Annotated in this window: 22 protein-coding genes and 1 tRNA gene; 8 read left to right on the top strand and 15 right to left on the bottom strand. The window is 42.2% G+C overall.

The window, feature by feature from the left end; all coding sequences use genetic code 11:
* Positions 1-46: 46 nt before the first annotated feature.
* The 7 genes from WAE57_RS12890 to WAE57_RS12860 form a co-directional block, all read right to left on the bottom strand.
* Positions 47-1078, bottom strand: a complete 1032-nt coding sequence (locus tag WAE57_RS12890; RefSeq protein WP_337710898.1) for an ELM1/GtrOC1 family putative glycosyltransferase — start codon at positions 1076-1078, stop codon at positions 47-49.
* On the bottom strand, positions 1065-2057 hold the full coding sequence (locus tag WAE57_RS12885; RefSeq protein ID WP_337710897.1) for a glycosyltransferase: 993 nt from the start codon (positions 2055-2057) through the stop codon (positions 1065-1067). The genes WAE57_RS12890 and WAE57_RS12885 overlap by 14 nt, the downstream gene beginning before the upstream one ends.
* A 3-nt stretch (positions 2058-2060) precedes the next feature.
* Entirely contained in the window at positions 2061-2870 is an 810-nt protein-coding gene (locus tag WAE57_RS12880; protein ID WP_337710896.1) for a polysaccharide deacetylase family protein, read from the bottom strand.
* A gap of 13 nt (positions 2871-2883) precedes the next feature.
* On the bottom strand, positions 2884-3774 hold the full coding sequence (locus WAE57_RS12875; protein WP_337710895.1) for an ELM1/GtrOC1 family putative glycosyltransferase: 891 nt from the start codon (positions 3772-3774) through the stop codon (positions 2884-2886).
* Positions 3775-3855: 81 nt separating this feature from the next.
* Complete coding sequence (locus tag WAE57_RS12870; RefSeq protein WP_237787692.1) at positions 3856-4782, bottom strand: branched-chain amino acid transaminase; 927 nt, start codon at positions 4780-4782, stop codon at positions 3856-3858.
* A gap of 18 nt (positions 4783-4800) precedes the next feature.
* Complete coding sequence (glnE, locus tag WAE57_RS12865; protein ID WP_237787693.1) at positions 4801-7560, bottom strand: bifunctional [glutamate--ammonia ligase]-adenylyl-L-tyrosine phosphorylase/[glutamate--ammonia-ligase] adenylyltransferase; 2760 nt, start codon at positions 7558-7560, stop codon at positions 4801-4803.
* A gap of 74 nt (positions 7561-7634) precedes the next feature.
* The gene (locus WAE57_RS12860) at positions 7635-8909 is read right to left on the bottom strand and encodes a HAMP domain-containing sensor histidine kinase (protein ID WP_337710894.1); all 1275 of its coding nucleotides are present in this window, start codon (positions 8907-8909) and stop codon (positions 7635-7637) included.
* A 1193-nt stretch (positions 8910-10102) separates the two neighbouring features.
* On the opposite strand from WAE57_RS12860, the gene WAE57_RS12855 reads away from it, so the two are divergent.
* Entirely contained in the window at positions 10103-12334 is a 2232-nt protein-coding gene (locus tag WAE57_RS12855; protein ID WP_337710893.1) for an NADP-dependent isocitrate dehydrogenase, read from the top strand.
* Between the two features lie 263 nt (positions 12335-12597).
* On the opposite strand, the gene WAE57_RS12850 is transcribed toward WAE57_RS12855, so the two are convergent.
* Positions 12598-13335 (bottom strand): hypothetical protein, encoded by a 738-nt coding sequence (locus WAE57_RS12850; RefSeq protein WP_337710892.1) that lies wholly within the window; start codon positions 13333-13335, stop codon positions 12598-12600.
* 138 nt (positions 13336-13473) lie between these two features.
* A tRNA-Leu gene (locus WAE57_RS12845) sits at positions 13474-13560 on the bottom strand.
* Between the two features lie 194 nt (positions 13561-13754).
* On the opposite strand from WAE57_RS12845, the gene queA reads away from it, so the two are divergent.
* The 7 genes from queA to secF all read left to right on the top strand — a co-directional run bounded on the left by queA (position 13755) and on the right by secF (position 21174).
* Positions 13755-14792 (top strand): tRNA preQ1(34) S-adenosylmethionine ribosyltransferase-isomerase QueA, encoded by a 1038-nt coding sequence (gene queA / locus WAE57_RS12840; protein WP_337710891.1) that lies wholly within the window; start codon positions 13755-13757, stop codon positions 14790-14792.
* 26 nt (positions 14793-14818) lie between these two features.
* Positions 14819-15847 carry a hypothetical protein gene (locus WAE57_RS12835; RefSeq protein ID WP_337710890.1) on the top strand — a complete coding sequence of 343 codons (1029 nt, stop codon included), beginning with the start codon at positions 14819-14821 and terminating at the stop codon, positions 15845-15847.
* Positions 15848-15875: 28 nt separating this feature from the next.
* Entirely contained in the window at positions 15876-16442 is a 567-nt protein-coding gene (locus WAE57_RS12830; protein WP_086175490.1) for a LemA family protein, read from the top strand.
* A gap of 242 nt (positions 16443-16684) precedes the next feature.
* Positions 16685-17815: a tRNA guanosine(34) transglycosylase Tgt gene (gene tgt, locus WAE57_RS12825; RefSeq protein ID WP_237787699.1), complete on the top strand. Its 1131-nt coding sequence runs from the start codon at positions 16685-16687 to the stop codon at positions 17813-17815.
* Between the two features lie 103 nt (positions 17816-17918).
* Positions 17919-18248 (top strand): preprotein translocase subunit YajC, encoded by a 330-nt coding sequence (gene yajC / locus WAE57_RS12820; RefSeq protein ID WP_086174397.1) that lies wholly within the window; start codon positions 17919-17921, stop codon positions 18246-18248.
* Between the two features lie 51 nt (positions 18249-18299).
* A complete protein-coding gene (gene secD / locus WAE57_RS12815) occupies positions 18300-20198 on the top strand; it encodes a protein translocase subunit SecD (protein WP_337710889.1) in 1899 nt (632 codons plus the stop codon).
* A gap of 10 nt (positions 20199-20208) precedes the next feature.
* Complete coding sequence (secF, locus tag WAE57_RS12810) at positions 20209-21174, top strand: protein translocase subunit SecF (protein ID WP_337710888.1); 966 nt, start codon at positions 20209-20211, stop codon at positions 21172-21174.
* 142 nt (positions 21175-21316) lie between these two features.
* Here secF and WAE57_RS12805 read toward each other — a convergent pair whose 3' ends face one another.
* From WAE57_RS12805 to WAE57_RS12780, 6 genes are read right to left on the bottom strand one after another with little or no spacing between them, the layout of a single operon-like run.
* Positions 21317-21751 carry an excinuclease gene (locus WAE57_RS12805; protein WP_337710887.1) on the bottom strand — a complete coding sequence of 145 codons (435 nt, stop codon included), beginning with the start codon at positions 21749-21751 and terminating at the stop codon, positions 21317-21319.
* Between the two features lie 20 nt (positions 21752-21771).
* Positions 21772-22992 carry a beta-ketoacyl-ACP synthase gene (locus WAE57_RS12800; protein ID WP_337710899.1) on the bottom strand — a complete coding sequence of 407 codons (1221 nt, stop codon included), beginning with the start codon at positions 22990-22992 and terminating at the stop codon, positions 21772-21774.
* The gene (locus tag WAE57_RS12795; RefSeq protein ID WP_086199781.1) at positions 22992-23717 is read right to left on the bottom strand and encodes a 3-ketoacyl-ACP reductase FabG2; all 726 of its coding nucleotides are present in this window, start codon (positions 23715-23717) and stop codon (positions 22992-22994) included. Before WAE57_RS12795 ends, WAE57_RS12800 begins: the two co-directional genes overlap by 1 nt.
* Positions 23714-24151: a 3-hydroxylacyl-ACP dehydratase gene (locus tag WAE57_RS12790; RefSeq protein WP_086199782.1), complete on the bottom strand. Its 438-nt coding sequence runs from the start codon at positions 24149-24151 to the stop codon at positions 23714-23716. Before WAE57_RS12790 ends, WAE57_RS12795 begins: the two co-directional genes overlap by 4 nt.
* On the bottom strand, positions 24148-25347 hold the full coding sequence (locus tag WAE57_RS12785) for a beta-ketoacyl-[acyl-carrier-protein] synthase family protein (RefSeq protein WP_337710886.1): 1200 nt from the start codon (positions 25345-25347) through the stop codon (positions 24148-24150). Before WAE57_RS12785 ends, WAE57_RS12790 begins: the two co-directional genes overlap by 4 nt.
* A gap of 12 nt (positions 25348-25359) precedes the next feature.
* Positions 25360-25926: a DUF3261 domain-containing protein gene (locus tag WAE57_RS12780; protein WP_337710885.1), complete on the bottom strand. Its 567-nt coding sequence runs from the start codon at positions 25924-25926 to the stop codon at positions 25360-25362.

Here is a 25926-nt window from a genome sequence, read left to right as displayed (position 1 = left end):
TGCCCTAGCTAAAAAATCAATTTTTTAGAAGACAATCCATTTCAAATTAACGTCGTAATGCTTCCTGAAATAATTGCGCCAATTTATCTTTATGTACTATAGTGCGTATATTTATTAATGAAAAATCATCAACACGACTGACATCATTTAAACAGACAACAAATTCTTTAATTTTTTCATAATAAGTAACAAACTCAGTGCTTAAATTACTATCTATAAATAATGGCACTAGTAACTTTTTTTCAGCCATCAAACTTTCACTTACCATTGATGTTGAATCTGGAGAACACACCACATAATCAGCCGCATAGATTAAGTCTTGAATTGGTGTTTGATTCCCCTCACCCACTAAAACAAGCTGAATATTCGATTGTTGTATTAAATTCTTCAAACCTCGTTCAAAAGTTTTTGGGGTTCGTCTTGAGGTAGTTACTATAATTTGATCATTTGGATAATTAGCACTTAATTTTTGAAGCATTTCTACCCAATGTCTCACACATCCAATCTTCACATCTGCAGTATCAGCACCAATCAAGATCGTCCAACAGTGTGAGTTTGAGTTAAGATTTAAAACTTTACGTGCATTTTCTATATCTTGATTCAAATTAAAACTAATTAATTTATTGGGTGCAATTGGATAATAAATATAAGGAGGAATATCCTTTTTTGACTCATCAATTGTAAACACTAGATCAAATGCAGATAAAGGCATTCCCCTTAATGAGGTCGCGATAATATTTTTTACTTTCTTATTCTGATACTGAAGTATAGATTTTAGTAAAGCATTTGGTAGTAGAGTATCTCCACCAGCAGAAACTATAAATTCAATATTTGATAATGAAGATAATTTCTGAATTTGCTCAGCTAAAAGAAAATGTTTTAACATCCAAGATTGGGGTAACAATGAATATACTTTTTTAAATAATTCTTTTACTAGTTTTGACGGTTGCTGAATCTTTAAAAACTGTATTTCATATGATTGCTCATGATTTAATAGCTTTGATATGCCGATTGATTGCGTCTCATGACCAGGTCTACCATCTGTCAGTATCAAAATAATAGGTTTATGAATACTCATTTAACACCTGTTGATAAACTTGTTCAATATTTTTGACCATCCCATCTAAAACTAAGTTTTTTTCTGCATCAGCAAATACTGGGATGAAGTCTTGCTCTACTTGTTTTAAATTTTCTAAGGTATGTACGATCAAATGATGTAATGCATTTGCATCATTTTCAGCACAGAGGTACTGCTTAGGTAAAATTTGGGTCATTGCCCCTACAGCTGTAGATATCATAGGTGTTTTACAAAGCAAAGCCTCTATCATGGTATATGGACATCCTTCATAATGAGATGACATCACATAAAGAGAAGCTTGCTGCATCAAATCAGTAATATCGCTACGAAAACCCAGTAACTTTACACTCCTTTCCAGAGCAAGTTCATTAATCAATGTTGCCAACTTTTGCTTTTCAAAACCATCACCTACAATCCAAAGCTGTGCATTTGGAATGCCTTGCCATGCTTGAATTAAAAGATCAAAACCCTTAACAGGCACTAATCTTCCTACAGCCAAAACAACAGGTGGAGTTACTTTATTAATCTCAGGATTAAGTTTAGGCGGTTCAATTCCATTTAGAATAATATGCTTATTAGGATGTTTTAAAATTTCTGAAGCATTAGGACTCACTGCAATCACAGCATCAAAACCTTTAAACATTTTGGTATTTTTTTTGCGACTATGTAAAGTTGCAACACTTTTGCTAGGTAGAAAATTTAAAATACTTCCCACCATTACAGCAGCTTTATTACCATGTACATGTATAATATCAGACTGAAGTCCTTTCAATGCTTTATAGATTTGATATAAAACAATAATATTTCTTCTACTCCTAGAAAGATCAATCGCTATAAATTTTGTTTTTAAACGACTACGGTACTTTTCATGCGCAATAACTGTGACTTGATGATGTTTCATTAGAGTATGAGCTAATTCAACAACATGTTTTTCTAAACCACCCTCTTCATCACCTGCCATAACCAACGTTACTTTCATTGACTAGCCCTCTCGTTTACCCAGTTTCAAGCGCAATTTCACTGTAAACAATGAATCTTTACCACTGATTTTAATACGCTGTAACTGCATAAAATCAAGCTGCTCTGAATCTATGCCTTCTTTTGTGGTTACTGCATTGCTATAACCGGCTTGCTTTGCCATGTCCACATCACGCCCGGAATAAATACCAAAAGGATAAGCAAAGCTTGTCACCGGTTGCCGGATTACTGCTTCAAGGGCTTGCTTGGATTGGATTAATTCTGCCAGACACTCTTCATCACTCAGTTTAGCTAAATTGGCATGGGTCATGGTATGCGAACCAATTTCCACCAGACCTGAATTTGCTAACAACTTCACTTGCTCATCATTCAGTTTTGGCTCACGCGCCAGTTCGCCACTATTATGATGGGCTTTTTTATAGGTTGACCAATCTCGGTCATGACGGTCGACCACCACATAAATCGTGGCTTTGGCCTGGTATTTTTCCAGGATAGGATAGGCATATTCCAGATTATCTAAATAACCATCATCAAAGGTAATGGCCACGGTTTTTTCAGGGTATCTACCCCAATTTTGTTGTAATTCCTGCATAGTCACAAAATGAAAGCCTTCTGCTTTCATCCATGCTACCTGCTTTTCAAATTCCGCCGGTTTTACCCGTAATTTATTAAACTTGGCACCATCAATATGATCCCTGACCATGTGATACATCAACACACGAGGTCGTTTCCAATCTACCGCTGGTTTCCACCACGCATATTTATAACTAAAAGCCATGACTAAGACCAACAGGAGAATAAAAATATAAATCACAAAAGCAACCTGATTATTTTGCTAAAAGATATGTTGCCACACGCTCTGCTTCTTTAAAAGCATGAGGTTCAGGTAACGCTTGAATTGAAGTACTATCAGAAACCAAATTAGATTGAATAATTTGATCAATGGATTGGGTAATCCGATCTTCCTTTAATCGGTCAATCCCAATCACTCCTACTTTACACCCCGCAGTTAAAGCTTCAAAAATCATCGAAACACTATCTTCCGTGACCCAAACTGCTTCTGCTTGCTGCATCTGTTCAAAGATCCAGCCTTGTGGCGTATCCTCAACCGGGAAAATCCGTAACTGGCTGGCATAGGCCTGTGCAGATAAATGTTGAAGAAATTCTTTTGGTGTACGGCGTGAGGTGGTTAAAATAATGTCAGCATTTGGATTATGCTGCACAATCTTTTGAATCGCCTCCAGCACCTTATTTCCATTCCACTGATGACGTTTGGAAGAACCACCCAAAGCAATCAAGATACGATTGGCTTGATGACGCTGTTCATTGACAATCGGGTTTAAAGCGCCTTGGGTAGTGATGACATGACTGGATTCAGCTACGCCATCATGTTCAGGAATAATGGCGTAATCAAACCAGCTGAAAGGAAAATTTGGCTTCATTAAAATGGCGGTTTTCGCTTGAGGATATACTTTTCCCAGCAGCAAAACCCGTAATTGAGTATGACTGCCTACACCAAAAATATAATCCGGCTTTTGTTCAAACAGCGCTAATTGATGACTCAACATGCCTTTTAACAGCGTGAAAATTGGCAATTGCTGAATGGATATTTCCTGAAAAGTTACTTCGCTATTGCTTATACGCTGCATAGCCTTATACAAACCGACTGCTTGCGAACGGTGCCCCGCTTTACCATCACTGACGTAGACAATATGCATGTTGTATTGTTTCCTTTCACAGCCTAAAGCAATAAAAAAAGGCGAAACTTTCGTTCCGCCTCTTCATCTTAACCGATCGACTTATTTTACGTAAGTTAACCAGTGTGCATATTTAGGATCTTTACCCTGAACTGCATCAAAGAATGCTTTCTGGATTTTTGTTGTAATTGGACCACGACAGCCTTCACCAATCACACGGTCATCATATTCACGGATAGGAGTCACTTCAGCGGCAGTACCTGTGAAGAATGCTTCATCACCGATATAGAATTCGTCACGGGTAATACGGCGTTCAACCACTTCAATACCCAAGTCTTTGGCAATGGTAATGATGGTTTGACGGGTAATACCATCTAAAGCACCGCCAGCGATATCCGGTGTATGCAATGCGCCATCTTTTACCAAGAATACGTTTTCGCCAGAACCTTGGCATACATAACCTTGTGGATCCATCAGCATGGCTTCATCATAACCAGAATGTGCCACTTCTTGGTGTGCAAGAATAGACAAAGTATAGTTACCAGACGCTTTTGCTTTACACATGGTCACGTTTGGATGGTGGTGGGTAAATGATGAAGTTTTAACGCGAATACCTTTCGCCATCGCTTCTTCACCGAGGTAAGCACCCCAGCCCCATGCCGCTACTGTGGCATGAATTGTATTATTTGTTGCAGCAATACCGAGCTTTTCAGAACCAATAAAAATAATTGGGCGCAAATAGCATGAAGCTAATTTATTTTCGCGCACGACATCAATTTGAGCTTGCTCAAGTACCGCCTGATCAAATGGAACTTTCATTTGATAGATTTTTGCAGAGTTCAGCAAACGTTTGGTATGGTCTTGGAGACGGAAAATCGCGGTACCATTTGGTGTTTCATAAGCACGGACACCCTCAAAGACCCCCATACTGTAATGTAAGGTATGAGTTAGGACGTGGATTTTTGCCTCACGCCAGTCAACCATTTGTCCATCTTGCCAAATAAAACCATCACGATCAGCCAAATTCATGGCACACACTCCAAATTTTTATACACAGTCATTTTTATCCAATGCAGACATTGCAGTTGGATCAATTAATCTTTGCCATAACTTGCAAACGACCTCTCGGGTATCGCGCCAGTCGTCAGCTGAAACTTGCATGGATTGATTCGCAAGTGCTAAACGATGGCTCTCGGCTCGTTCACGGAGATAAGCTTGAATCAATGCTGTCGCATCGGCGCTGGATAAGCGATCCGTTTTTGCGGCATCCTCAAGGATTCGTACGTTGTCGGAGTAATGGGCGAGATCAGGATTCGACCCACTCCATGCTAATACCGCATACTGTGCCATAAATTCGATATCAACGATACCACCTGCATCCTGTTTTAAATGAAAAATCCCATCTTTTTGCTGCTCTTTGGAAGAACCCAAATGGTCTTTCATCTTCTGGCGCATTTTCAGTACTTCTGCTCGAACATTCGCCTCATCCCGCGGTTGAGTCAAAATATGGCAGCGTAATGCTTCGAATTTATTGCGCAGAGTTGGCTCGCCTGCAATTGAACGGGCACGCACCAGGGCCTGGTGTTCCCACAGCCAGGCATTTTTCAATTGATATTGCTCAAAGGCCTTTAAGCTTGTTACCAACAGTCCGGCCTCACCCGATGGACGTAAGCGGGTATCAATTTCATAAACACGCCCATCTAAGGTTTGCGTGGTCATCAGCGATATGAATTTTTGTGCGACGCGCATGGCAAACTCAAAACCGCTAATCTGCTTGATCCCGTCAGTATCGCCTTGCTCACTCATATAATGAATAAAGACCAGATCCAGATCTGAGCCATAACCCAGCTCAATACCACCCAATTTGCCATAACCTGCAACTGCGAAAGCCATATGATCGAGTGAACAACGTTGCTCTTCAGCATCTAAAGGATAGCCATGCTTTTTAGCAGTAATTTGATAAGCCAAATTCAGCGCAGCATTAACCGATACCTCGGCAATATCGGTTAATGCATCGGAGACTTTCATCAGTGGACTTTCCGCCAGTACATCACTGGCTGCCACAGCCAAAACATTGGATTTTTTGAATAAACGCAGCACGCGCATTTGATCTTCGACCTGATCAATTTCAATACGCAGCAATTGCTGACGCAGCGAATCTTCCAGATCCTGACGTTTTGGCAGTTCAAAATCCATCGACAGGAATTCATCTAGCAATACCGGATAATGCGTCAGTTCTTCACAAATCCATGGACTTACCGTCGCCATTTTCACTAGGCGCTGTAACGCCCCTTTGCTTTCAATCAGCATCACCAGATAGACGGTACGGCGTAGGACCGATTCGACCAAAGGCATCAAGCGCAACAATGCCACTTGCGGTTTGTCCGACTGCAAGATGGCTTCGATCAGATGCGGCCAAAACGTCTTTAAACGCTGTACGGCTTTGGCGGGCAATTTTTTCAGCGCATGTCCATACCAGAATTCATGCACCAGATTTTTGGCATCTTCATCCAGTACCTCGTTCAGCTGTTTCTCTAATTGGGTAAAACTTTCTATTAAAGGATCAGGTTCTTTTTCCTTGATCAGATGTTCAAACTGGTAAATGACTTTGGCGCGTTTTTGATTGAGTAACGCTAAAAATTGATCCCAAGTATCAAAGCCCAGGGTTTCAATCATACGGTTGCGTAAATCAGGTTCTGTCGGTAAAGACTGGGTTTGCTGATCATTTAAGGCTTGAATGGCATGCTCGATACGGCGCAGGAACAGATAGGCATCTTCCAGTTCAAACACGGCATTTTGCTCAAGAAGTCCCACTTCCCCCAAATGATGCAGACTCACCAGACACTGGCGATCTTGCAGCTCCAATTTTGCCCCGCCATAAATCAGCTGAAAGACCTGAACAATAAATTCAACCTCGCGAATTCCGCCAGCACCCAGCTTAATATCATCTTCAATATTGCGGCGTTGTACTTCGCGTTCAATCATGGCTTTCATTTCGCGCATCGCTTCAAATGCGGTGTAATCCACGTATTTACGAAAAACAAATGGTCGGGTCATATCCAGCAGTTCTGCCCCTTCTTTGCCACCGGTGACAATGCGCGCCTTGATCCAGGCATAGCGTTCCCATTCACGGCCATGCTGGCTTAAATATTTTTCTAAAGCGGCGTGACTGATTGCCAGAGCAGAACCATCTCCCCAAGGGCGCAGGCGCATATCAACACGGAATACAAAACCGTCTGCAGTAATATGATCGAGCAGATAAATCAGTTTTTGTCCCCACAGTATACAAAACTGCTGTACGTCAATACATTTACGGCCATTGGTTTCGCCCTGTTCATCAAAGGCAAAAATAAGATCAATATCACTTGAAAGATTAAGCTCTTGTGCCCCAAGTTTACCCATGGCCACCACAATGAGATCCTGCACAGCACCGCCGTAACCGATCGGCTCACCATGCTTGGCCACCAAGGGAGCACGGGCAAAATCTTTGGCTGCACAAATGGCGGCATCGGCAAAATCGGAAAGCTCACGGGTCAAGGTCACTACATCAGTCAACCGATTGGCATCCTGCCAAATCCAGCGAAACATCAAGCGTGCACGAAGCACACGAATGGCATGCATCCATGTGCTTTCATCTGCAATCTGCTCTAGCGTGTCATGAATAAAATTCTGGATTTGCGTGGTCGTTAAAGGAAGGAGAAATTGATCAACTGCATAATCTTGCTCTAATAAAGCACTGTGTTTTCCCAATACCTGTTCTGCATATTGGCTCGCTCGCAATGTGTTGTGCAATTGTTCCGCATTCATCTTAAAACCTTCAGCCTGATTTTTTTCTAGTTATAGCAGCTGAATTCAGATAGGGGAAAAGAAAAATTTATTTTCTATACTTTTACTTTTTCAGTTTTGGGAGGTTCCTGAGTTAAAGCCTGATGAGCATTGGTGGCTGCTGGTAAAGTCACATTAAACGTCGTGCCTTCCCCTTCCCTAGAATCTACAGAAATTTGACCATGGTTCAGATCAATAAATCGCTTACACAACACCAGCCCCAAACCGGTACCTTTTTCCCCTGCAGTACCTTTAATACTGGCAGTAACCGACTGCTGGAACAGCTGATCCATTTGTGTCTGACTCATACCCAGACCGGTATCCCGAACAGAAATATGCACACCTGCTTCGGACTCACTTGCCTGGATGATGACGCGGCCCGTGCCATCGGTTGGGGTAAATTTCAAAGCATTGGAAACCAAGTTTTGGATTATTGAAGTGATCATATTGATATCGGCGTAGACTTTAATGCCTTCATCAATCTGGTCAATAAGCTGAATATTTTTCTTTATCGCCAGACTATTCAATACATTAGAAACGATCTTGCTTGACTGTTTTAATTCAAAATTAATTGGATGATAGATAAAGCGCCCACCCTCAGCCATCGCCCAATTTAATAGACTTTCCAGCAGGTTATAAGTCGATTGTGCCGTATCGTATAAATATTCAGAAATACTTTGTACACTGGATTCATCAAGTGTTTCACGTTCTTGTGCCAGCACTTCCGAAAAGCCGAGTAAACCATGAAATGGGGCTCTTAAATCATGCGCAATAATTTGGAAAAACTTGGTTTTACTGAAATTGAGTGCCGCTTGCTGCTCATACATTTCTTTGAGTTCGGCATGCTCTGCTTTCAGCTCAATAATATGGATCAAGCTGTTCGTAAAGTCACTTACAGTTGCAATATCTTCAGCATCAAAGAGTTTTTGTTGCTGATCAAAAAACAATGCCTGACCAATTGAAGTGCCGTCATTGATACGCAGATCAAACGCCAGATAACGATTAGCTTCCACCCCAAATTGACTAATATGCTGCACCAGATTCGGATATTGATGATGTTGATGATCAATAAAATTATGCCCTTCAAAATAAGAGCTTAGATAGGTTTCGCATGGCGAGCAGAATGCCTTGAAACCATGAGGAGAAGAATACCAGATATAAGGCTCGTTATGAAAAGCCAGCACAGCCTGCCCAGCTCCAAGCATTTTCCGGGCAAACTTTAAAAAACGTTCAACCTGATTTGTCGATGTAAAAACGCCTAACAATAATGAAATTTTACATGCGCTAAGCTGCTCAGTCTCCGAGCCTATTTCAAGCAACTGCATTTTCATATTTGATTCATCCAATCACTATTGTTTGTTGTTTTAAAAAATTGATTATCACATTTAACCTTATTAACAAAGTTTCACAGCGAAGACAATGAACAAAGACAAAAAGTGCCAATTTAAGCTAATATTTATCTATAAATTTCACCTCAAAATCGACATCAAACTTCAACTATTCTAGGCAATAAAAAACCAATTCTTTATTATCTCCTTAGTTTTTTTATAATTTTTTCTTCGTACGAAGCAGACTTGACCAGAAACCTCAAAGCCTGAGCCAATAAGGATTTGATTAAAATAACACACTGCTAGATTTTCATTGGGATACTTATCCAGGTAAACGCGCACCGAATCATCAATAGATTTAATCAATGAATAATTGATCAGATTTAGCAAGAGCAGAAGTCAATTATTCAACTTACTTCAGTAGCCTCTCTGTTACAAAAATCATAGAGAGTAAATAGCCATATTTCTTCAATAAAAGTTGAACAATCACCTTTTTTCATGCATGCAGATTATTAAATTATCCACGCAAATAATTCCTTGTTTCTAGGATGCTACCTTTCCCATAGTGTTACTCAGAATAATTGTTCACTCGCTTAATATCTTCTTTTTCCATAAGATCTGTAGCACTTTCACTTTTTATATGACAGCGACTAAAATAATCGTGACTAGAAAGCTTTTAAGCTGAACACTACGCAATAGCAATAAGTCCATCCTTCCCCACAATAGCTTTGCTGCCGATCCGAGAAGAAATTTGGATCTTTTCACTACGAGATAATTTATTTCCATGATACCCAACATGTTGCAAGTAATTAGTTTACAAATCGGCAAAAAACGCCTGTTGGATTTTTTCATTTTTTTCAGTACAAAAATAAATTAAGTTTATGATAATTATATGTTAATTTTTATTTTAACCCAAAATCAATACTTATATAGTAAAGAGCATGAAGTACCACATCAGAGGCTGGCAACCCGGCCCCGATTCGAAAAATGACTAAATTTCACGTAGAATAGGGGGATTGGTGAACAACACTGATGTATACAAATTTTCAGCCAAAGACCAATATGCATGATATTGCTGTTCGGCTGAGGTGCAAATAAGCGCCGATACTTTTAATGTTTTATTTAAGCAAACCGGTTCGCAGAACTGAGCCAAAAGCTCGGCACTGACAAACTCAATCTAAAGCAAGGGGCTATATATGGCTGGTGGAAAGTCAAAAATCATTTACACATTGACCGACGAGGCGCCACTACTGGCGACCTATTCCCTGCTGCCGATCATTGAGACCTTTACCAAGCCTGCTGGCGTAGAGATTGTCAAAAAAGATATCTCTGTAGCTATACGTGTGCTTGCAGAATTTACGGACTTTCTAAGCGATGAGCAGAAAGTACCGAATAACCTGGCAGAGCTTGGCCGTCTTACACAAGACCCAGACACTAATATCATTAAACTTCCTAATATTAGTGCTTCAGTTGGCCAGTTGACAGCTTGTATCAAGGAACTTCAATCGAAAGGCTATGCTCTTCCTGACTATCCGGAAAACCCGGCAACTGAGGAAGAAAAAGCAATCAAAGCACGTTACAGCAAATGTTTAGGTTCTGCTGTAAACCCAGTATTACGTGAAGGTAACTCTGACCGTCGTGCACCGGCTGCAGTTAAAAACTACGCGAAAAAACACCCGCACTCTATGAGCGAGTGGAAACAATGGTCACAAACTCACGTTTCTCACATGGAAGAAGGTGACTTCTACCACGGTGAAAAGTCTATGACTTTAGACCGCGCTCGCAATGTGAAAATGGAGCTTATCACTAAGAACGGCGAAACTATCGTTCTTAAGCCTAAATTGGCACTTCTAGACGGCGAAATTATCGACTCAATGTTCATGAGCAAGAAAGCGCTTTGCGATTTCTATGAAAAAGAACTTGAAGATTGTCGCGAAGCTGGCATTTTGTTCTCTCTTCACGTTAAAGCAACGATGATGAAAGTTTCACACCCGATCGTATTCGGTCACTGTGTGAAAATTTACTACAAAGAAGCATTCGAAAAACACGGCAAACTGTTTGATGAGTTAGGTATTAACATCAACAACGGTATGGCGGGTCTTTACGAAAAAATTGAAACACTTCCAACTTCTGTTCGTGAAGAAATCATTGCTGACCTACATGCTTGCCAAGAACACCGTCCTGCGCTTGCAATGGTTGACTCTGCTAAAGGCATCACCAACTTCCATTCTCCTAATGACATCATCGTAGATGCTTCTATGCCGGCAATGATCCGTGCCGGTGGTAAAATGTGGGGTGCTGATGGTAAACAGTATGATGCTAAAGCAGTAATGCCTGAATCTACTTTCGCGCGTATTTACCAAGAAATGATCAATTTCTGTAAATGGAACGGTAACTTCGACCCACGCACTATGGGTACTGTGCCAAACGTTGGTTTGATGGCGCAAAAAGCTGAAGAATACGGTTCACACGACAAAACTTTTGAAATTTCTGAAGCAGGTATTGCAAACATCACTGACCTTGAAACAGGTGAAGTGTTGATGTCACAAAACGTTGAGCAAGGCGATATCTGGCGTATGTGTCAGGTGAAAGATGCTCCGATCCGTGACTGGGTGAAACTTGCAGTAACTCGTGCACGTAACTCTGGCATGCCTGCAATATTCTGGCTTGACCCATACCGTCCACACGAAAATGAATTGATCAAGAAAGTTGAAAAATACTTAAAAGATCACGACACGGCTGGTCTTGATATCCAAATCATGTCTCAAGTACGTGCAATGCGTTACACACTTGAACGTGTTGCTCGTGGTTTAGACACCATTTCTGTAACTGGTAACATTTTGCGTGACTACCTCACTGACTTGTTCCCAATCATGGAGCTTGGTACTTCTGCGAAAATGCTTTCTATCGTGCCTTTAATGGCTGGTGGCGGCATGTACGAAACTGGTGCTGGCGGTTCAGCACCTAAACACGTACAACAGCTTGTTGAAGAAAACCACTTGCGTTGGGATTCTTTAGGTGAGTTCTTGGCTCTGGCTGTTTCTCTAGAAGAAATGGGCATTAAAGAAGACAACGCTCGCGCTAAATTGTTGGCTAAAACTCTAGACCAAGCGACTGGTAAATTGCTCGATAATGACCAATCACCTTCACGTCGTACTGGCGAGTTGGACAACCGTGGCAGCCACTTCTACCTTGCTAAATACTGGGCTGAAGCATTGACTGCTCAAGACGAAGATGCTGAGCTTAAAGCGAAGTTTGCTCCTCTTGCGAAAGCATTGGCTGAAAACGAAGACAAGATCGTTGCTGAACTTGCAGAAGTGCAAGGTAAAGCCGTCGATATCGGTGGTTACTACGCTCTTGATCAAGAAAAAGTAAATGCTGTAATGCGTCCAAGCGCTACATTCAATGCTACTCTTGCAACAATCTAAGTTCACACAACACTGACTATGTCAGTGTTGTAAAAAAACCGGCGCTTAGGCGCCGGTTTTTTATGTGTATCATTTACATAATATGATCTAGGGGTTGTCCTCATTTGATAAATAGCTCAAAAAAATGACTATTTAGATGTTTAAAATTGAATGTTTAATGAAGAAATTGCTGATTTATTAAACAAGATACAAAGCAATTTGCTTCGTTAAATGAAATGAGGACACGCCCTAGAATAAATCTATAAAAATAATCATGACCTAAATTAAAGTGAAACATCAGTTTGCTTTGGCAGTTGTATATCAATCTTTTCTAACCCTAAAAACTTCTTAGCCTTCCAAGGTTTAACCAAAGGATTTAAAAGCATAAGAGCGAAAACCAAACTTATAAGAAATAGAAAAAATTGTGAAACAAAAAAACTATTTGGAATTTTATTTAAGCTTTCACCAGCTTTTATACATATATAAAAGATATATATCGTTGGAGATAATGACCCCAAGCTAATACCAAAATAAATAATAGTTCCTATTCTATTAAGCCAATTAACACCCCAGTCCTTACAATATTTTTTTAATTTAAATTGTTTTGTCTCATTATCTTTTTCTAAATAAGAATTTGAAGATTCATAATAAAATATTGCCAGTCGACTATCCTTACAAGAAAGAATATATTCCAATAAATCTTTATCATGATGTGAATATTTTAGTAATTTACTCAGTTTAGTAATATCAAGATGATATTGAATTTGATCTCTATATCTTTTAAATGAATCATCTTTTAGTAATTCTTCTTGATCTTTTATTTCATCTTTAATTTTTCTAACTTTATATTCTTGATGTTCACGAATACTACTAAGTATCCCTGAACGTGCAATAAAAAATACAAGAGCAATAATTAAAATTAATCCAAGCACCATACAAATAACGAATAATCCATAAGGATTATCCAATATTTTCTCAAGTAAAGGAGTTAAATTTAATTCAGAATTTAAATTAGCAGCCATATTTTTATTAACACCCTTTAATTTTCAATATCTTAATTCAACTTTAATTATTTTTAAGATATCCTTACTTTTTAAATCATTAAATTTTAGGCAATAAAAAACCCCAAGACTTAATATGCTTGGGGTTCTTTAGAATTCTGGTCCCGAGGGTCGGACTCGAACCGACACGTCATCTCTGACAGCGGATTTTGAGTCCGCCGCGTCTACCAATTTCACCACCTCGGGAAAGGTGTTACAAGCTAATTAGCTTGTGGTGGCTATATTACTATCAAACTTGAAATTGTCAATTATCTAAATCAGCCAATCGCTCACTTTTAAAGCAAAATCAAAAACTTTGTCTTAAAAAGCATCAGATATCATCTGTTTTACCCTTTTCAGGCCTATAATGCACAGGTTTTTCTTATTTCTATACATTGAAGATGCAACTTTCCGACTTTAACTTTGATCTCCCTGACGAGCTGATTGCCCGTTACCCTCTTGAAACCCGTAGTGCTTCACGTCTTTTGCATCTTGATGCTCAAGGTCAATATCATGACCATCACTTTACCGATATTCTAGACTTACTCGAACCGGGTGATTTACTGGTTTTAAATGACACCAAAGTCATGAAAGCGCGCCTTAAAGGTAAACGTGCCACTGGCGGTGCGGTTGAAGTTTTAGTGGAACGCATGATGGACAAGTTCATTGCACATTGCCACATTAAAGCCAGCAATTCACCTAAAGAAGGTGCAGAACTGTTCATTGGTCCAGATGAAGTTAAAGTCACTGTAAAAGGTCGTCATGAAAACTTGTTTATCGTTGAGTTTTCTCAGCCCATTTTAAATGTTTTAGATCTATATGGTGCTTTGCCAATTCCGCCTTATTTTAACCGTGAAGCAGAAGCCATTGATACTGTACGTTATCAAACCGTGTTTAATGATCCAAGCAAACTGGCCAGTGTTGCAGCCCCGACTGCCAGCCTGCATTTTGACGAAGCCTTGTTGAAAAAACTGGAACAGAAAGGTATCCAGAAAACCTTTGTGACCTTGCATGTCGGTGCAGGCACATTCCTGCCGGTTCGTACCAATGATATTGAAAACCATATCATGCACAGTGAATGGTGTGATGTGTCTGACGAGACTATGGCGCTGATCCGCGACACCAAAGCGCGTGGCAATAAAGTGATTGCGGTGGGCACGACTGCAACCCGTGCCACTGAAAGTGCTGTACAAGCGAATGGCGGTGAATTGAAAGGCTGGACTGGCGATACCCAAATCTTCATTTATCCAGGTTACGAGTTTAAAGTAGTCGATCGTCTGATTACCAACTTCCATCTTCCTGAATCTACTTTATTGATGCTGGTTTCGGCGTTGTCGAATCGTGATAATATTTTAAATGCCTATCATCATGCCGTGGAAGCGCAATACCGTTTCTTCAGTTATGGTGATGCCATGCTGATTGATAAAATCACGCCTTAATATTGATCCATTAAAAGAAGCAGACCATGCCGCTCGATACTGTTAGACATTCGATTCATATTCGACGTAAAAAAAATGAACGGGTTTTTAATAATGTTGCGCGGCTTTGGGATATCGCACGCAAGGCGCAAACGCATCAGGATATTCTGGATGCCCTGCATCCATGGAATGCCCCAATCGTACTCAAGTTTGAAAATGTTCTACCGCTGCTTTTGGCAGCCGTGGGACTTTTTTTTATTCTGCTGATTTTTATTAAACCCGGCAATATCTGGATTCAGCTCAGTCTGATCAGTGGCTTTTTTATGATTTTCTGGGCTTATATCAGTTACGAAGAAAGTAAGCCCATTGATGAAGTGATCGAATATCTGGAACAGCAAAGCATTGCTAAAAAATATCATCTTGCTTTCCAGCAACAGCCGCAACATATTGGCATTCCGCTGCAACCGGTTTTGTTTATTGCCCATTTAAAGCGCCTGTTTCCGGTTTTTAATCAGGGCAGTATTGCCAATGACTTTCCCTATTACGCCAGCACCCAATGGACCGATGAGGAAGGTAAACAGCATCAGGTAATGGTCTTTCAATATCATTATGTCAATGAAATTCGGGTTCGCAATAAAGACGGTAATGAAGTACAAGTGAAAGAAGTACATAAAGATTTATGGGGTGTATTTGTTTTTGATGTCGAAACACAGGGACTGGCTGTCACCACGGCCAATAAAGAGTTTTATTATCCTTATGATTTTCCCTGGCATACCAGCGATATTCAAATCAATCAGAAACTCAATATTTTTGGCAGCGATGAAATGCAAATGGCAAAACAGCTCACGCCCGCATTTGTGCTGAAGCTGGATGAATTTTTTACCCAGCGTCAGGGCGATTTAATTTTCCACCCAGACAGTCAGATCTTATGCTTTCTCGGGCCTGCCGACTTATTTAGCATCTCAAGCCGGGCAAAAAAAATTCAAGATATTTCCGCATTACGTGGACACTTGCGTACTTTTAAATTACCTTATCTAGAAAGCTTACAGCGTGATTTAACACACTTTTTAAAATAAAAATCTTTGATTTTTAGGGGACTAATACATGGGGCTGTTGATTTTTTTTCTTTTGATTATTGCCGTGGTCGTGGCCTGTATCATGATTCGCAATAATATTGTGCGTCATCACAATGCTTCTATTCGAGCCTGGTCAGATGTCGCAACCTATGAGCGCCAGAAAATTAAAATTCTGGATGGCTTGCAACCCTTAGTAGAACAATATTCAAACTTTGAAAAAGGCACTTTAGAAAAAGTGACCGAACTGCGCCAGAATATTTTGAATCTCAACCTAAACAATGCCGATGTTGCCCAGCTACAGCGCATTGAAAGCCTGAACAAGGAAGTGATGCACAGCTTAAATGTCGTGGTGGAGAATTATCCTGAACTGAAAGCCGATGAAATTTATCTAAAAATGATGAATGAAATTGAAGAGCAGAATGAAAATGTCGGTGCTGCCATTACCATCTTTAACCGCAATGTTGAACTGTTTAATAACAATATTCAGATTTTTCCCAATAACATCGTCAATACCCTGTCACTGGGTAAAAAAGCCATTCGCCCCTTCCGCGATCTGGCAGCTACACAAAATTTTGACTATCGACCGAATTTTTAAGTCGTTAATATTATAATAAATAAAAACCTCAGCATGCAGAAAACCATCTTTTCTGTATGCCTCTCAGCAGGTCAAGCACAGCCTCACTTTTACCTTATTTTCTTCAGCAAAAAGAATCGAGTTAAAATTCGACAACACTGGCGTTTATGTGCGTAATCAAGGAAAATAGCGAACTTTTAGCGGCGAACTGTTTTTTCGCTCTTGCACTGCACGCAGTGCTTTGCGCTTGTTCAGGATATTTTATGAAGTTTGAGAAATTAGGTCAGTCGGGTCGTGCCCGTCGTGGTCGTTTAACGCTTGAACACGGCGTGGTGGAAACGCCTGTGTTTATGCCGGTCGGTACCTACGGTACAGTCAAGGGCATGCTCCCACGTGATGTAGAAGATATTAAAGCTCAGATTATTTTGGGTAACACATTCCATCTTTATTTACGTCCAGGTCTGGACGTGATTCGTGAACATGGCGGCTTGCACGAGTTCATGAAATGGAATAAACCAATTTTAACCGATTCAGGCGGCTTCCAGGTTTTCAGCCTCGGCGCGATGCGTAAAATTAAAGAAGAAGGTGTGACCTTCCGTTCGCCAATTGATGGTTCAAAAGTCTTTTTATCACCTGAAATTTCAATGGATATTCAACATACCTTGAATTCAGACATCGTGATGATTTTTGATGAATGTACGCCTTACCCTGCCACTCGTGAAGAAGCGCAAAAATCTTTGCAGCTATCACTGCGCTGGGCCAAACGTTGTAAAACCCATCATCATGATGTGTTAAAAAATAAAAATGCCCTGTTCGGTATTATTCAGGGTGGTATGTATGAAGATCTTCGTGATGAATCATTGAAGGGCTTAAAAGAAATTGATTTTGATGGTTTTGCCATTGGCGGTCTTTCTGTCGGTGAACCGAAAGAAGAAATGATCAAGATCCTGGATCATCTGCCACCAAAAATGCCGGAAGACAAACCACGCTACCTGATGGGCGTAGGCAAGCCAGAAGACATCGTGGAAGGCATTCGCCGTGGTGTGGATATGTTTGACTGCGTGATGCCGACCCGTAATGCACGTAACGGTCATTATTTTGTGACAGACGGTCTGGTGCGTATCCGTAATGCCAAATATCGTCATGACCAAAGTCCGCTTGATCCACAATGCGACTGTTATACCTGTCAAAATTTCACCCGTGCCTACCTGTTCCATCTGGAAAAATGCGGTGAAATGCTAGGTTCCATGCTGGGTACCATTCATAACTTGCGTTATTACCAAAGATTTACACAAGACATCCGTGATGCGTTAGATAATGGTACTTTTGATGAATATGTTCAGGATTTTTATGCGCGTCGTGGTCTAGAAGTCCCGCCTTGTCCTGAAGATTAATCTCTCAGCATTTGCGCTGAAGAAAAAGACAAGGTAAATTGCAGAACAAGTCAGTTTATTTATCATGTAGTTGATAATACATTTTTTAGTTTAGGAAATTGAAATGAGCCTTTTTATTTCTACTGCTCACGCAGCAGGTGAAGCTGCACAACAACCAAGTTTGGTGACCAACCTTTTGATGATTGCGGTATTTGTCGCAATCTTCTATTTCCTGATCTGGCGCCCTCAAGCGAAACGTGCCAAGGAACACCGCACTTTGGTTGAAAGCCTGGGTGTAGGGAGCGAAGTGGTTTTTGCGGGTGGTCTGATGGGAAAAATCACTAAAATTGAAGGTGATTTTGCAGTGGTTGAATTAAGCCGTGGCGTAGAAGTAAAAATTCAGCGCGCAAGTGTGATTTCAATTCTGCCTGAAGGCACATTAAATAATCTCTAATCAAAAATAGTCGTGCCCTTGCACGACTTTTTCATTTTAAGAAGAAAATAGATGCGTTACCCAGCATGGAAATATCTGCTGATCATCGTGGTTTTGCTGATCAGTACATTATATGCCCTGCCTAGTTTGTATCCCGATGAACCTGCTGTTCAAATTTCTGGTGCCAAAGCTGGTACCCAGATTGACCAAAGCATCGTACAAAAAGCAGAGCAATTATTAGAAAGTGAAAAAATTACCAGCCATGACAACAGCTTTAGCAATAATGCTGCCCTTTTACGTCTCGACTCTTCTGAAGCACAGTTAAAAGCTAAAGAAGTGTTACGTCGTGGGCTTGGTGATAATTATGTTGTTGCATTGAACCTTGCTCCAACCACTCCGGAATGGCTACAAAAAATTGGTGCCAAACCAATGAAATTGGGTCTGGATTTACGTGGTGGTGTGCACTTCTTGCTGGAAGTGGATATGGACAAGGCCATCAGCCAGCGCATGGAAACCTCAGCGACCGATTTACGCCGTCAATTCCGTGACAACAAGTTAAAATTCAACAGCCTGGCTTTGAATAACAATACCATTACCGTACAGTTTGCCAATAACAGCGACCGTGAAGCGGTGATGGACTTCTTGCGCCGTAATGGTAATGAATTCAACCAGCAAGCGCTTGCTTCTGCTTCGGGTTCAACTTTACGCTTGAACTATACCGATGTACGCAAGCAGGAAATTCAGTCTTATGCCGTCAATCAGAACTTAACCACCTTACGTAACCGTATTAACGAGTTAGGCGTAGCGGAAGCATTGGTTCAAACCCAAGGTAGCAACCGTATTGTGGTTGAACTGCCAGGGGTGCAAGACACTGCTGAAGCGAAACGTGTCTTGGGTCGTACAGCCAACCTGGAATTCCGTATCGTTTCCGATTTGAATGACCAGTATATCGATCCATATACAGGTCAGGTAAAAGGCACACTCCCACCAGGTACAGAAGCTTTTGCTTATGAATCGCTGGATAGCGGTCGTCAATTACTGCTCAACCGTAACCGTATTCTGACCGGTGAACGTGTACAAAATGCATCGAGTGGCTTTAGCCAGGATACCGGTGGTGCTGAAGTAAATATTACTCTGGATAGCGCTGGCGGTAAGCTGATGGCCGACGCAACCCGTAATGCAGTTGGTAAACGCATGGCGGTATTGTTCATCGAGAACAAGCAGAAGATCAGTTATGTTCCAGATCCTGTGACTGGTGCGCAAACTGAAGTTCGTACCCCTTATGCAGAATCTGTGATCATTAATGCTGCTACTATTCAGGCAGTATTAGGTTCCCAGTTCCGTATTACCGGTCTGGATTCACCACAGGAAGCAGCTGAACTTGCCTTGATGCTTCGTGCTGGTGCACTTGCTGCGCCGATGTACTTCGTCGAAGAACGTGTGGTGGGTCCGAGCCTGGGTCAGGAAAACATTGACAAAGGTGTGTTATCGACTCAAATCGGCTTCCTTCTGGTCGCAATCTGGATGGTGGTGTTCTTCCGTTTGTTCGGTGTGATTGCCAACTTTGCACTGGTGTTTAACCTGGCTATGATCCTGACCGTCATGTCATGGATTGGTGCTTCCCTCACCCTTCCGGGTATTGCCGGTATCGTAATTACCATTGGTATGGCGGTCGATGCCAACGTACTGATCTGTGAGCGAATACGGGAAGAAATGAAATGGGGGGCCTCGCCCAAACAGGCGATTGTCGCCGGTTATGATCGGGCCTATAACACCATTTTTGACTCGAACCTGACCACCTTCCTGGTTGCATTCATTCTGTTTGCCATCGGTACAGGTCCGATTAAGGGCTTCGCGGTGACATTAATGATCGGTATTGTCTGCTCGATGTTTACAGCCATTACTGTAACACGTGCCATCGTACAGCTTATTTATGGCAAAAAACGTAACTTGAAAAAGTTGAGCATTTAGGAGATCGAAGATGACTGATATGACTCAACCGAAAAAGAAATACGGTCGCCCGGATGATGAGCGCATCATTGACTTTATGAAGATTGCCAAACCGGCAGCAATCATCTCTATTCTTTTAACTTTGGCCAGTATTTTCTTTATTGCCACCAAAGGTCTAAACCTCGGTTTGGACTTTACTGGCGGTGTATCTGCCGAGCTGAACTATAAACAACCGGCCAATCAGGTCGAAGTTATTCAGGCTTTGAACCAGGCCGGTTTTAAAGATGCGGTGGTACAAACCCTCGGCAGTAACAAAGACCTTTTGGTTCGTATGCCTGTTCAGGACATTGAAGTAGAAGATCTGAATAACGCCATCACCAAAGCGGCTCAATTACCCAACAATCCGGCTGAAGTCCATAAAGTCGACTCTGTCGGTGGACAAGTCGGTAATGAGCTTTATATTCGTTCGGCAGGTGCCGTAGCACTGGCATTACTGTTAATGCTGGTTTACGTGACCATCCGTTTCGAGTTTAAGCTGGCTTTAGGTGCGGTGCTTTCGTTATTCCACGACGTCATTGTAACCATTGGTGTTTTTGCCATGATGCAATGGCCATTTGACTTAACCGTATTGGCAGCCATTCTTGCACTGTTAGGCTTCTCGCTAAACGACAACATCGTGGTCTCTGACCGTATCCGTGAAAATTTCCGTAAGATTCGCGGTGCTACGCCTCTTGAAGTGGTCAATATTTCTTTGACTGAAACTTTACGTCGTACCATTCATACCTCAATGACTTTATTGCTGGTTGTTGTGGCAATGATGTTCCTGGGTGGTGAAGGTTTGCACTGGTTCTCTGTCGCCATGTTTATTGGGGTATTTGTCGGTACTTATTCTTCAATTTATATCGGTACTGCATTTGCCTTATGGCGTGGCCTGAACCGTCAGGACTTTATCGTTCAGGTTAAACCTGAATTTGAAGAAGAAGAAATTCCTAAATGATCCAAGCGATCTAAGTAGTTTCTCTCTAACCTTCTTTGAATAGACATAAAAAAGCCCATCATCTGATGGGCTTTTTTATGTCGGTCAAAAATACAAAACGCTGTACCTAAACCTGAGATTTTATAGATTCAAATGCTCAAGCTTATAGCTTGGCAATATCCCCTTTTAATGCCACTCCTGCAACCGCCATGCCTTTGGCACATTGATAAGTCGTGCTGCTCTTGGTTTCGTTAGATTTATAGAAACTCACGATATTGATCACAGCATTGGCACCCTTTGCCTTTGCGGTGTTCTGGAACTGGATTAAGGCTGAACGCAAAACATGATCACATGATGTTTCAGCAGATTTGGCAAAGCCATTGGTTTTCTTGTTGGTCACCAAGCCTTTCTGAATGACTTTGCCACCAGCGCGCGTACCCGCCAGGTAAAACTTAACCGAACCGTCTAGTGTACCGTCAGCAACGGCACGACTGACTGCTTCCTGAAAGTTAAAGTCATGCATTTGGTCTGCAGCCTGAGCTGAAACCACCCCACCCAAACACAATGCAGCTGTAAGTGCTAATTTTTTGATGAACATGATGTACCCTCTAGTTGTTGTTAGACACGTTTAAAAATCAGGGAGGTATTAATTCCTCCAAAAGCAAAATTATTACTCATAATAATGTCGGCATGTATATTTCTTGACTGTTTGACGATGTAATCCAGATCGCCGCAGGCTGCATCAATTTCATCCAGATTTAAAGTCGGGATAAAGGTATTTCGTGACATCATCTCAATACTGAGCCAAGCCTCAATTGCCCCGCAAGCCCCCAAAGTATGCCCAAAATAGCTTTTCAGTGAGCTGATCGGTTTCTTGCCAAGTACGCGAGCAGTGGCTTGGGTTTCTGCAATATCGCCCTGATCGGTGGATGTACCGTGTGCATTGACATAGTCAATCTGATCTGCCGGAATTTGCGCATCTGCCAAGGCCAGCTCCATACAACGTCCCATCATCTCGGAATCTGGACGGGTCACATGCTGACCGTCGGTATTGCTGCCATAACCGATAATTTCTGCATAAATTTTAGCACCACGTGCTTTGGCATGCTCATATTCTTCCAGAATTAAACAGCCAGCCCCTTCACCGACCACCAGACCATCACGCTTGGCATCGAATGGACGCGGTGTTTTTTCCGGATATTCATTTTGGCTGCTGGTGGCCAGCAGTACATCGAACACCGCAGAACCTGCGGCGCTGAGTTCCTCTGCCCCACCGGCTAGCATTACAGTTTGCTTGCCGTATTTAATCGCTTCATAGGCCTGGCCAATCGCCATAGAACCAGAAGTACAGGCACTTGAAGTGGGCAAGGTTAAGCCTTTTAAGCCAAAATAAACGGTCATGTTGACTGCACTGGTATGCGACATCATGCGGATATACGTGGTGGCATTGAGCTTGTTCATGTTGTTATCAATCAACATGCTGCCAAATTCGCCAATTGCATCGACGCTGCCCGCAGATGAACCAAATGCCACACCGGCTTGACCACTGCTTAAGATCGGATCATGCAATAGGGCTGCATCTTCTAGAGCCTTTTCCGCACATACGGTTGACATCAAGGCGACTCGGCCCATGCCGCGGGTCACCTTACGGTTAAAATGCTTTGGGATGGTATAGGATTCGACTGGGCCGCCCAGTTTGCTGCGCAAGTCGGTATACACTTCCCAGTCGGGCATATAGCGAATGCCACTTTTACCCTGTTCAAATTGACTAAAAATCTGCTCCGCGGTTTCACCCAAAGAGGTAATCCCAGCCATGCCCGTGACCACAACACGTTTCATCAAATCAAGCCCCCATTGACTGAAATCACCTGTCGGGTGATATAGCTGGCATCATCACTGCATAAAAATTTTACGACCTTAGCCACTTCATCAACATGTCCCATGCGTTGCAGTGGAATCATTTTTAAAGCATGTTCTTTCACTTCTTCAGTGACCATTTCAGTTTCAATTAAACCCGGTGCCACGCAGTTAACGGTAATTTTGCGTTTTGCCAGCTCCAGTGCCAAAGCCTTAGTCGCACCAATTAAACCGGCTTTTGCCGCACTGTAATTCACTTGTCCACGATTGCCCATTAAACCTGACACAGAAGACAGGGTCACAATACGTCCGCCTTGTTTCAGGCGAATCATTGGCATAACCAGCGGTTTTAAAACATTATAAAAACCGCCCAGAGAAGTCGAAACCACTTCGTCCCAGTCACTGTCGGTTAAAGCCGGAAATGCTGCATCACGGGTTAAGCCTGCATTCAATACCACACCATAAAATGCGCCATGTTCTGCAACATCTTGCTCCAGCAATTGCATGACTTTTTCGCGCTCATTTACGTCAAATAAGAGTGCATGGCTGGCTTGTCCCAAGGCCTGAATTTCCTGCACGACCTGTTCGGCTTCTTGTAGTCTGGAGCGTGCATGGACGGTGACATCAAATCCTGCCTGTGCCAGTTGCAAGGCAATGGCTTTACCAATTCCGCGGCTTGAGCCTGTTACTAAAATTCGTCTACTCACACTGACTTCCTGATCTCTTCTTTCATTTCTGGCGGCTCAAATACACTCAACATGGCACTAAAGCGATGTTCCCGGTATTCAATTTCACAGTGAAACTGCCCCAGCCCCTCATGTAAATAGCCTTGTTCGGCTTTAATCCGTAGGGTTTCCCCTAAAGCGAAATAAGGCACGGGCAACTGCATTTTACGCGTACCCAATAAAAACCCGATTTTCGGTGGCAAGCCCGACATTTTTCCTTTATGCCCCGCATAGACGCTAATAGTCTGCGCCATCAACTCAATACTGGTCCAGGTCGGTAAACCTTCAGCTTCACAAAACATCAGTTCAGGCCGAATCACCAATTCCGCAATGGCAAACACATCATTGGCTTCAATCAGATGATCGACAAACACCATTGGCTGTTCATGCGGGATAAACTGTACTGCATCCATCATTTCAGTTTTGTTCCAAAAATTAGGCTGATATTGCTGCCGCCAAAGGCAAAAGAATTACTCATGACATATTCTATCGGTTGTTGCAACTGCGCATTCAGCACATAGTTGGCTTCGTCCAGTTCCGGGTCGATGCTTCCAAAATGATGCAAAGGTAACCAGGATTGATCGGCTAGCATCTGCTGACAAATCACCGCTTCAATGGCACCTGCTGCACCCAGACAATGTCCGGTTTTATGCTTAGTACTGCTGATAGGAACGTCATGTGACTGAAATACCGTCTGCACGGCTTTGATTTCCATGGCATCATTTTGCGGGGTTGCCGTTCCGTGCATATTTAAATAGCCAATCTCGCTGGCTGTAATACCTGCCATATCCAGCGCTTTTTGCATGGCTTCGGCCGCGCCTTTTCCTTCCGGATGCGGCGCAGAAATATGCCAGGCATCCATCGACTCGCCGGCTGACATCAGCATCACTGGCGCAGTTTCTTTGGACAATAAAAACAGCCCGGCCGCTTCGCCAATATTAATCCCGTCACGCTGTGCGCCACAGGGCTGACATAAATCATTAGACAGACTTTCCAGACTATGAAAACCATTCAATGTCAGTTTACATAGGGTATCGACACCACCCACCAGTACCGCATCCGCCAGACCGGCATTAATCAAACGCTGTCCTGCTGCCATGGCTTTGGCACTGGAAGAACAGGCCGTCGAAATGGTATATGCCGGACCTTCCCAGCCCAGATACATTTGCAGGCCTTTGGCCAGACTACCCATTTCCTGCTTATAATGATCAATTGCAATCTCGGTGTGATTATTAAAATACTGTTTCAGCAGTTTTTCATTGTCAGCAATACCTGAAGTAGAAGTACCCAGAATAATCGCCAGACGTTTGCGGCCAAATTGCGCGGTATAGTCGCGAATTTCAGTTTCAATAGAACTTAAAGCCGTTAAGGCAAAACGTAGATTACGCGAATCCACATCCTGCAAAAACGCTGGGATATTATCGATTAAGGGCTGTTGATAAGCCCCCACCCAAACCTTTTTTTCTGGAATAAAACCTTTACTTAAGCTCAAGGTATTTTGCGGTGTAGTCAGCGCCTGCTTGATCTGTTCAGCCGTATTTCCGAGTGCAGATAAGCCGACGCTAAACTGAATGCCCACTGCAGGATGTTGTGTCGTGATTTTATCGCCCATAATCATCCCTTCTTATTCAGTGCTTTCCAGATTTGTACTTTCCACATCTGAGTTTTCCAAGCCATCATTGATGCGACTGATGACCATTTGATACGGCACCTGTACATTATTCAGCTCAATGGCATCATCCTGCTGCTGGATATTGAGCACATGCTGCTGATTGATAAACACTTTCTGGGTCTGAGCTGAAGTTTCAACTCTGATATTCTGCTGCTGTAACTGGGCAAAATTCGGATAGGTGGCATAGAGAATATCGCGCACTACAAATTCAAATGGCAACAGTTTCATTTGCTCAATGCGCTGTTCGACATGAACCTTGCGGCCATCAAAACTGAGCTTGAATAACTGCTGCCCGGTCAGGGTCAAAGCCAGCATTTCCAGCTTTGAACCCTGTTGTTGCTGATACAGCAAAAAGCTGAAACTGTGCTCTTTCCACTGAATTTCTAACTGATCCTGACGCTGGTAGTTTTGTGCAGCCCAGGCTGCCGTTGCCAAACCTGGTGCTTTAGGCAACATGGACTGGCAGCCACCGCATAGCAGGACAGTACCAAGCAAAATCCCCATCCATTTCAGTTTCAT

Source organism: Acinetobacter sp. NS-4, from assembly GCF_037402435.1.
Classification (GTDB): domain Bacteria; phylum Pseudomonadota; class Gammaproteobacteria; order Pseudomonadales; family Moraxellaceae; genus Acinetobacter.
The sequence above is the reverse complement of the archived record's forward strand: the minus strand, read 5'-3'. Positions and strand labels throughout refer to the sequence as shown.

What these genes read in the sequence shown, in the direction of transcription:
- WAE57_RS12890 (WP_337710898.1), bottom strand. Translation starts at nt 1,078, where the DNA reads ATGAGTATTCATAAACCTATTATTTTGATACTGACAGATGGTAGACCT.
- WAE57_RS12885 (WP_337710897.1), bottom strand. Translation starts at nt 2,057, where the DNA reads ATGAAAGTAACGTTGGTTATGGCAGGTGATGAAGAGGGTGGTTTAGAA.
- WAE57_RS12875 (WP_337710895.1), bottom strand. Translation starts at nt 3,774, where the DNA reads ATGCATATTGTCTACGTCAGTGATGGTAAAGCGGGGCACCGTTCGCAA.
- WAE57_RS12870 (WP_237787692.1), bottom strand. Translation starts at nt 4,782, where the DNA reads ATGAATTTGGCTGATCGTGATGGTTTTATTTGGCAAGATGGACAAATG.
- glnE (WP_237787693.1), bottom strand. Translation starts at nt 7,560, where the DNA reads ATGAATGCGGAACAATTGCACAACACATTGCGAGCGAGCCAATATGCA.
- WAE57_RS12860 (WP_337710894.1), bottom strand. Translation starts at nt 8,909, where the DNA reads ATGAAAATGCAGTTGCTTGAAATAGGCTCGGAGACTGAGCAGCTTAGC.
- WAE57_RS12855 (WP_337710893.1), top strand. Translation starts at nt 10,103, where the DNA reads ATGGCTGGTGGAAAGTCAAAAATCATTTACACATTGACCGACGAGGCG.
- WAE57_RS12850 (WP_337710892.1), bottom strand. Translation starts at nt 13,335, where the DNA reads ATGGCTGCTAATTTAAATTCTGAATTAAATTTAACTCCTTTACTTGAG.
- queA (WP_337710891.1), top strand. Translation starts at nt 13,755, where the DNA reads ATGCAACTTTCCGACTTTAACTTTGATCTCCCTGACGAGCTGATTGCC.
- WAE57_RS12835 (WP_337710890.1), top strand. Translation starts at nt 14,819, where the DNA reads ATGCCGCTCGATACTGTTAGACATTCGATTCATATTCGACGTAAAAAA.
- WAE57_RS12830 (WP_086175490.1), top strand. Translation starts at nt 15,876, where the DNA reads ATGGGGCTGTTGATTTTTTTTCTTTTGATTATTGCCGTGGTCGTGGCC.
- tgt (WP_237787699.1), top strand. Translation starts at nt 16,685, where the DNA reads ATGAAGTTTGAGAAATTAGGTCAGTCGGGTCGTGCCCGTCGTGGTCGT.
- yajC (WP_086174397.1), top strand. Translation starts at nt 17,919, where the DNA reads ATGAGCCTTTTTATTTCTACTGCTCACGCAGCAGGTGAAGCTGCACAA.
- secD (WP_337710889.1), top strand. Translation starts at nt 18,300, where the DNA reads ATGCGTTACCCAGCATGGAAATATCTGCTGATCATCGTGGTTTTGCTG.
- secF (WP_337710888.1), top strand. Translation starts at nt 20,209, where the DNA reads ATGACTGATATGACTCAACCGAAAAAGAAATACGGTCGCCCGGATGAT.
- WAE57_RS12805 (WP_337710887.1), bottom strand. Translation starts at nt 21,751, where the DNA reads ATGTTCATCAAAAAATTAGCACTTACAGCTGCATTGTGTTTGGGTGGG.
- WAE57_RS12800 (WP_337710899.1), bottom strand. Translation starts at nt 22,992, where the DNA reads ATGAAACGTGTTGTGGTCACGGGCATGGCTGGGATTACCTCTTTGGGT.
- WAE57_RS12790 (WP_086199782.1), bottom strand. Translation starts at nt 24,151, where the DNA reads ATGATGGATGCAGTACAGTTTATCCCGCATGAACAGCCAATGGTGTTT.
- WAE57_RS12785 (WP_337710886.1), bottom strand. Translation starts at nt 25,347, where the DNA reads ATGGGCGATAAAATCACGACACAACATCCTGCAGTGGGCATTCAGTTT.
- WAE57_RS12780 (WP_337710885.1), bottom strand. Translation starts at nt 25,926, where the DNA reads ATGAAACTGAAATGGATGGGGATTTTGCTTGGTACTGTCCTGCTATGC.